General features: G+C 65.6%; 13 protein-coding genes. 5 read left to right on the top strand and 8 right to left on the bottom strand.

Going from position 1 to position 6,256, the window contains the following annotated elements:
- Positions 1 to 88: 88 nt before the first annotated feature.
- The 7 genes from AC1D1G_RS40025 to AC1D1G_RS39995 all read right to left on the bottom strand — a co-directional run bounded on the left by AC1D1G_RS40025 (position 89) and on the right by AC1D1G_RS39995 (position 2,816).
- The gene (locus AC1D1G_RS40025) at positions 89 to 238 is read right to left on the bottom strand and encodes a hypothetical protein (RefSeq protein ID WP_280783172.1); all 150 of its coding nucleotides are present in this window, start codon (positions 236 to 238) and stop codon (positions 89 to 91) included.
- A 14-nt stretch (positions 239 to 252) separates the two neighbouring features.
- A complete protein-coding gene (locus AC1D1G_RS40020) occupies positions 253 to 489 on the bottom strand; it encodes a DUF3618 domain-containing protein (RefSeq protein WP_283332453.1) in 237 nt (78 codons plus the stop codon).
- Positions 486 to 929 (bottom strand): phage holin family protein, encoded by a 444-nt coding sequence (locus AC1D1G_RS40015; RefSeq protein ID WP_477956359.1) that lies wholly within the window; start codon positions 927 to 929, stop codon positions 486 to 488. Before AC1D1G_RS40015 ends, AC1D1G_RS40020 begins: the two co-directional genes overlap by 4 nt.
- 76 nt (positions 930 to 1,005) lie before the next feature.
- Positions 1,006 to 1,506, bottom strand: a complete 501-nt coding sequence (locus AC1D1G_RS40010) for a DUF6328 family protein (RefSeq protein WP_283332452.1) — start codon at positions 1,504 to 1,506, stop codon at positions 1,006 to 1,008.
- Between the two features lie 113 nt (positions 1,507 to 1,619).
- Positions 1,620 to 1,898 (bottom strand): GlsB/YeaQ/YmgE family stress response membrane protein, encoded by a 279-nt coding sequence (locus AC1D1G_RS40005; RefSeq protein ID WP_280783176.1) that lies wholly within the window; start codon positions 1,896 to 1,898, stop codon positions 1,620 to 1,622.
- Positions 1,899 to 1,998: 100 nt separating this feature from the next.
- A complete protein-coding gene (gene mbp1, locus AC1D1G_RS40000) occupies positions 1,999 to 2,235 on the bottom strand; it encodes a microaggregate-binding protein 1 (RefSeq protein WP_005570747.1) in 237 nt (78 codons plus the stop codon).
- A 41-nt stretch (positions 2,236 to 2,276) separates the two neighbouring features.
- Positions 2,277 to 2,816 (bottom strand): Dps family protein, encoded by a 540-nt coding sequence (locus AC1D1G_RS39995; protein WP_037232228.1) that lies wholly within the window; start codon positions 2,814 to 2,816, stop codon positions 2,277 to 2,279.
- Between the two features lie 478 nt (positions 2,817 to 3,294).
- Between AC1D1G_RS39995 and AC1D1G_RS39990 the strand changes: the two genes are divergently transcribed.
- The 3 genes from AC1D1G_RS39990 (at position 3,295) to AC1D1G_RS39980 (ending at position 4,916) form a co-directional block, all read left to right on the top strand.
- Positions 3,295 to 3,540, top strand: a complete 246-nt coding sequence (locus AC1D1G_RS39990; protein ID WP_009472643.1) for a cold-shock protein — start codon at positions 3,295 to 3,297, stop codon at positions 3,538 to 3,540.
- 147 nt (positions 3,541 to 3,687) lie between these two features.
- A complete protein-coding gene (locus AC1D1G_RS39985; RefSeq protein ID WP_005246240.1) occupies positions 3,688 to 4,119 on the top strand; it encodes an ATP-binding protein in 432 nt (143 codons plus the stop codon).
- Positions 4,119 to 4,916 (top strand): SigB/SigF/SigG family RNA polymerase sigma factor, encoded by a 798-nt coding sequence (locus AC1D1G_RS39980; protein ID WP_105417455.1) that lies wholly within the window; start codon positions 4,119 to 4,121, stop codon positions 4,914 to 4,916. Before AC1D1G_RS39985 ends, AC1D1G_RS39980 begins: the two co-directional genes overlap by 1 nt.
- 10 nt (positions 4,917 to 4,926) lie before the next feature.
- Here the strand turns inward: AC1D1G_RS39980 and AC1D1G_RS39975 are convergent, their stop codons facing one another.
- Entirely contained in the window at positions 4,927 to 5,169 is a 243-nt protein-coding gene (locus tag AC1D1G_RS39975) for a hypothetical protein (protein WP_411194542.1), read from the bottom strand.
- 122 nt (positions 5,170 to 5,291) lie between these two features.
- On the opposite strand from AC1D1G_RS39975, the gene AC1D1G_RS39970 reads away from it, so the two are divergent.
- Both AC1D1G_RS39970 and AC1D1G_RS39965 read left to right on the top strand, forming a co-directional pair.
- Positions 5,292 to 5,699 carry a hypothetical protein gene (locus AC1D1G_RS39970; RefSeq protein WP_477956358.1) on the top strand — a complete coding sequence of 136 codons (408 nt, stop codon included), beginning with the start codon at positions 5,292 to 5,294 and terminating at the stop codon, positions 5,697 to 5,699.
- Positions 5,700 to 5,784: 85 nt separating this feature from the next.
- On the top strand, positions 5,785 to 6,256 hold a 472-nt coding region (locus tag AC1D1G_RS39965), incomplete at its 3' end, for a GAF domain-containing protein (protein ID WP_477956357.1).

Raw genomic sequence — 6,256 nt, 5'->3', positions numbered from 1 at the left:
TGCTCGGAGTTCAATTCCCGGCTGGGTCCGTTGTCCGGCTGATACGTCACTACAGTCCTCCTGTGCGCGAGCGGTGATCTGAGTTTCATCAGTCGGTCTCGGTTTCGGCGTCGGCGGAGTCCTCCGCCAACTCGGGTGCGTTCTCGCGCGTCGCCATGCCGCCGTCCTTGCCGTGATCGGCGGGACCGGGACGGCCACCCTTGGGCTCGTCCGTCTCTCCGTGAGTGTCCTTGGTCATGTTCATGCTCTCCTTCAGTGGCTGTGCCGACGGCGTTGTCGCACGGCGACGTAGGCGACGACGAATGCGCTCACGAGTCCGGCGGCCGCGACACCACGGGGTTGCTGCCGGACCCGGTCGAGTTCGTGGCGCGCGCCGGCTTTCACGCGGGCGGGCACGTCCACTTTGCGGTGCAGCGCATCCACCGTGGATGCGAGAGCGGCCCGTTGTTCGGCGACCGAAGGTTCCGGTTGAGGCTGTGGGTCGGTCATCGAAGACCTTCCTTGACGGTGTCGACGTCGGTGCGAACGCTGTTCGCCGTCCGCTCGGGTACGGGCGGCAGCGCGTTCTTGGCGCGGCGGGCTCCGACCGCCGCCACGACACTGCCCACCACGATCAGCACGGCGGCCACGATCAATGCGGCCAGCCACGGGTCGAGTGCCGTCGCCAGTCCCAGTATTGCGGTGGCGACGAGGGCCCCGAATCCGTACAGCAGGACCAGCACGCCCGCTCCGGAGACTCCTGCTCCGATCCCGAAGCGCGTTCCCTTGTCTTTCACTTCGGTGAGGGCATGGGTCATCTCGGTCCGTACGAGTCCCGTGACCTGATCGGTGAGTCGTTCGACGAGTTGGACCGTCGACAGCTCGTCGAGATCGTGTGCAGCGTCGGGTGGCTGGACCCGCGGGGCATCGCCGCGATGGATTTCGGTCATGTCCGTGCTCCTTTCTCGTCTCCGCTCCGCCTACCCGGAAGCCTTACCGGCAAAACACAATGCCTCGCCGGCCGGCTCACCGATGCCTCGACTGCAGGATTGTGCCGAAGCCCCAGAGTCCACAGAACATCGCGAGGGCCGCTGCGGCGGCGACGGCTCCGGCGACGGGTGAGATCACGAAGCTGAAGATCAACGCGACCACGCCGATCAGCGCCAGCCCGAGGGTGGCGATGCCGCAGATCGCGAGGCGATGCGACGCAGAGACGAGATCGGGGAGAGCGTGCCGGCGGAAGAGTAGGCGGTGCAGGCCGGCAGGGGCCACCAGGAGCATGGTGGACGTCACCGACAGAGCGACCGTTGCCAGATAGATGGCAACCTCGCTGTCCGAGAGGTCCTCGAAACGTTCCTGGAACGGCAATGTCAACAGGAACCCGGTGAGGAGTTGCACACCGGTCTGCACGACGCGAAGTTCCTGGAGAAGGCCGCTCCAGTTCCGGTCGAGTCGTTGAGTCTCGGTCTCGTGCCTGGCGCGGAARTTCCAGTTCGCATCGTCCCGATCCGGTCCTCGACTGTCCATCCCCCACGAGTACCCCATTGACGGCCTCGAGGGCACGATTTCGTGTGGAATACGTGACGAAAACCGGGCCTGCCCATCGTGAGATGGACAGGCCCGGTTCCGGAGTACGGGGACTAGCGTCGCCCGGCCGCGCTTCGCCCGGTGACGAGCTTGACCAGGAACAGGAGTATCACCGCGCCGAGGAGGCAGGTGAAGAAGCTGAACCAGAGACCGCCGCCTTCGACGTCGGTGCCGAAGAGGCTCAGGATGAAGCCGCCCAGGAGGCCGCCGACGATTCCGACGACGATGTTGAGGATGATGCCCATCTGAGCGTCGGTCTTCATGATCTTGCTGCCGATCCACCCGGCGAGGCCGCCGATGATGATCCAGCCCAGAATTCCCAGTCCTAGCACGTATCAGTCCTTTCGGGGGAGAGTGGTGACCGGCGATTGCCGATTCCACTCGGAGAAGAGACGCTCGGTGCGGGCCGGTCGTGAACCGGCCCGCACCGTCTCACTGTTCGGCGCGCTGGCGTGCTTCCTGCGCTTCGGCCTTGCCTCGGGCCTTCTCGGCTTCGGCTTCCTTTGCGGCCGCCTCGCGCTGGGCCGCCGCCTTGTCCTGCTGCGCCTTGCCCTCGCGGGTGAGGTCGTCCTGACCGGACACCGCACCCGCGGCTTCCTTCGCTTTTCCCTTGACGTCTTCGACGACGCCCTTGACGGCCTCTGCGGGACCGCTGTTGTTCTCAGCCATGTTCGTCACCTTTCGGTTGTGGGCGGAAGAATTGTGGGTACTCACCGCGCTTGCGCGGCTGCCTGCTTCTCGGAGTGCGCGCCGTCGTTGGACAGGCTGCCGCCGGAATTCTCGAGGTGGGCGCGTACGAACCACTGGAACTTCTCGAGTTCACCGGTCTGCCCGATGAGCAGATCCTCGGTGATCGGGTCGAGGTCGCCGGTCTCGGAGATCGCCTTGCGGTTGTCTTCGACGACACCGCTGTAGACGAGGTCGAGTGCACCGAGGTGCGCCTGCGCTGTGTCCCGCTTCACCGAGTAGTCGTCCCATGTGCGGTCGCGGGCGATTGCGGCAGGGGTTCCGTCGGGCGATTTCCCCAGCGCGGCGATGCGTTCGGCGACGGCGTCCGCGTAGCCCCGTACCAGCTCGACCTGCGGGTCGATCATCTCGTGCACGCCGATGAAATTCGGACCCACGACATTCCAGTGAATGTGCTTGAGCGTCAGATGCAGATCGTTGTATGCGCTGAGCCGCTTCTGAAGTATGTCGGCGACTCGCGCGCCCTGATCGTCGGAAAGACCTGGCACGGTGAACTTCGACATTCTCGGTCCTCTCTTTCGCTACTACCTGCCGGCGGAACTTCGAGGCATTGGGTGCCCCCTGGGTTGTCGGGGGGCGAGGCGCCGGATGACTCACCGCGTACCCGTGGAGAGGAGTCTCGAATCGCCGGGACCCCGCCTCGCCGCAACCTGCGATCGTGCCGAACAACGTTCCTGACTCGATCGCTGAAGTTCCGACAACACGACCGTACTACAAAATCTATGTCGAGCAAATCAGATCTTCTGCGGTGTCGATAGCGGATGCGCTGTGGTCGGCAGATCTCGATTGTGCAAACGCTCCGCCCGAATCGCCCCGTACCCACAAGAGAGGCACTATTTTCGGTCTGATTCGACCAAAGGGTCGACCGTGCGCACGCCGAGGAGGAGCAATGCTCAACGTGACTCTGCTTGTGGTTCTGCTCGTTGCGAGTCTGGGGGGCGGCGCTGCGCTCCACGGCCTGGCCGATCGAAGGGCGGCACGATGAGTGCCGGGCACACGCTGCCTGCGCGGCAGTCGACGGCATTGCGCACGGGCACGGTGCGATGGTTCAACGCCGAACAGGGTTTCGGTTTCCTCGCCCCGGCCGACGGATCCGACGACATCTTCGTGCACGTCTCCGAAATCGCCGGCGACGGCCACCGCATTCTCGAGGAAGGGCAGCGCGTCAGCTTCGCCGTCTGCCGCACCGAGACCGGCGACCAGGCGCGCGACGTCCGGATCGCCTGAGCCCACCGAATCGAGTTCGTCGAACCCGCAAGTCGGGACGCATTCGGCACGCGCTCGCACTTTCGTTCGCCGGCGGGTTGAGGGTCGCGGCAGCTGGGTACGCTGCCGAGGAGTCGCAGAAACCGACGACACAGACGTGGAGTGCAGATGGCCGAGGTCGACGAGGTTAGACGAATGAAAACGAGATCCGGTGTGCCCGTGGAGCTTCGTGTGGCGGCGGAGTTCGAACAGTTGCCTGTGGTGCGCGCCGTCGCGGAGACTCTCGCCGTTCTGGGAGACTTCACGCTCGACGACGTGGCCGATATCAAACTTGCCGTGGACGAGGTGTGTTCGGAGCTGATCGCGGCTACGCCGGGAAGTGCCGAACTGACGTGTTCGTTCGCCGTCACCGAGACTGGGTTGCACGTGACGATCAGTGCACCCCTCACCCGCGGTGGAGTGCCCAACCGGGAAAGCTTCGGCTGGCACGTGCTCGAGACGTTGATGAATGCGGTTTCGGTATCGGAGGGACCCGTCGGCAACGGGTCCGTAGAACGGACCGTGGCGGTGGAACTGGTCAAATACCGGGGCACCATCTAGTGTCACCGGTTTCGGAACGCAGCGAGCGGCACCGTCCCGGCAGAGACGACTACAAGGACGTGGCGCCCACGGTGGCGCGCCTGCGAGCCCTGGACGCGTCGTCCGGGGAGGCGTCCGCGCTGCGCGACGAAGTCATCACACGCTGCCTTCCGCTCGCCGATCACATCGCCCGAAGATTCGGCGGGCGCGGCGAGGCGCACGAGGATCTGCTGCAGGTCGCCCGGCTCGGGCTGGTCAAGGCCGTCGACCGCTTCGATCCGGACCGTGGCTTCGACTTCGTGTCCTACGCAGTGCCCACGATCATGGGCGAGGTTCGCCGGTATTTCCGCGACACCGGCTGGTCGATGCGGGTGCCCCGGCGCATGCAGGAACTCCACGCGTTGATCACCAAGGCCGTCGACGAGCTGTCGCAGGAACTGGGACGGTCACCTTCGGCCAGTGAGATCGCCGCCGAACTCGAACTCGACGTCCGCGAAGTATCCGAGGGCCTGCTCGCAAAAAATGCCTACCAAACACTGTCGATGGATGCGGCCATGGGTGATGATCCCGACGACCTTCCCCTCGCCGAGACGCTCGGCGAGGAGGATCCGGAGCTCGCGAACGTGGAAAGTCACGCCGCCGTGCGGCCGGCGCTGCAGAAACTTCCGCCGCTCGAACGCCGCGTGCTGATGTTGCGGTTCTTCGGATCGATGACCCAGACGGAAATTGCCCAGCGCGTGGGCGTCTCACAGATGCAGGTCTCGAGGATTCTGGCGCGCACCCTCTCCGGACTGCGGGAGCAACTGGGCGGCGGCTGAACACCCCGGGTCAGCCACCCAAACCCGCGACCGTCGATTCGAGCGACGCGGCGTGGAACTCCAGATCGCTCTGCGAGCAGTCGCGGTCTTGCGGGAGTTGCTCGCGCAGTTCGGCCCGGGTCACGATGACCAGGGACTGATGCTCGTCGCCCAGCTCACCCGAATCGACGATGGTGGGGGCGCCGCTCTGCAGGATCAGGGCGGGATCCGGCAGTGGCGAATCGAGAAGTGTCTGCAGGTGCGTCGCGGTCACGTGGGTGTTCATAGTGCCCGGCATACCCGGAGGCGCCGCGTTCGAACCGTGTCGGTTGGTGCTGCCGCGACTCGGGCGCACGGCACCTGGCGATCGCGCTCGGCGCCGGCACCGGGGTGGCCGTGAACGCACTGATCTCGACGACGCCCTGGACGCCGTGGCCTGGACGGGGAAGAGCGCGCGCCACCTCGCTGGCGCTGGCACCGCAACCCCCGTTCGGTCCTCTCGACCCGGAGATCCGGGAGAGCGCGGCCGCGTTCGTGGACGCACTGGCAGACGTGATCCGAGCCGAATTCGCCTTCGCCGACAGCCGCGACGCTCATGTCGCCGCCTGTCGGGCCGCGGAGGAACGGCTCCGCAACTTCGAGGATGCGGTGTCCTCCCACCGCGGTCTCACCCGGGGTTCGTCGATGAGCGCCGGAAGCATCCTCCGGCCGTCGGCGGCGGCGCTGAGTTTGCTGACCGGGGAATCTCCCCCCTCACCGTCCGGGACGGGATCGGTGGACGAAGGCGGTCCCCGGGTCGAGTAAAGTCTTCTCGACGGTAGAGACAACTGCTGCGTTCGTTCAGTGGGTGTCCTGTCGGTTACACCCGAAATTTGAGGTGTATCCGAGAATGACCGAGACTGCGGGTGAGCGCCCTGAGTCGTCGATGTCCCCTGATCTCGACAGCGCGACGATCGCTGCCCAGTTGGGCTCCTTGGCAACCGCGTTGGACGAGTTCAATCGCAATTCCGGTTCGCAGGTGGAGATGAGCCTGTTGCTTCAGCGGGTCTGCGATCAGGTGGTGGACGCGATCGCCGACGCCGACATGGCCGGGATATCGCTGCTGCGCGACGGACGGGTGGTGACCGTCGCGTACACGGACGAGGCGGTCCGTGAGATCGACATTCAGAACTTCCAGGCCATCGACGGCGACTACTTCGGTGTCGCCGGAACGCGGAAGGTCGTCAAGGCCCGGCTGGGGGAGGCCGCGGCCCGATGGCCGTCGGTCGCGGACAATCTCGACCAGGCCGGCATGCGCAGCTTCCTGTCCGCGCCGCTCGCCGTCGACGAGGCCCTCGCCGGCACACTCAACATCTACGGGT

It is taken from the genome of Rhodococcus sp. P3_B8, from assembly GCF_056402775.1.
This window is presented reverse-complemented; position numbering and strand designations above follow the sequence as displayed.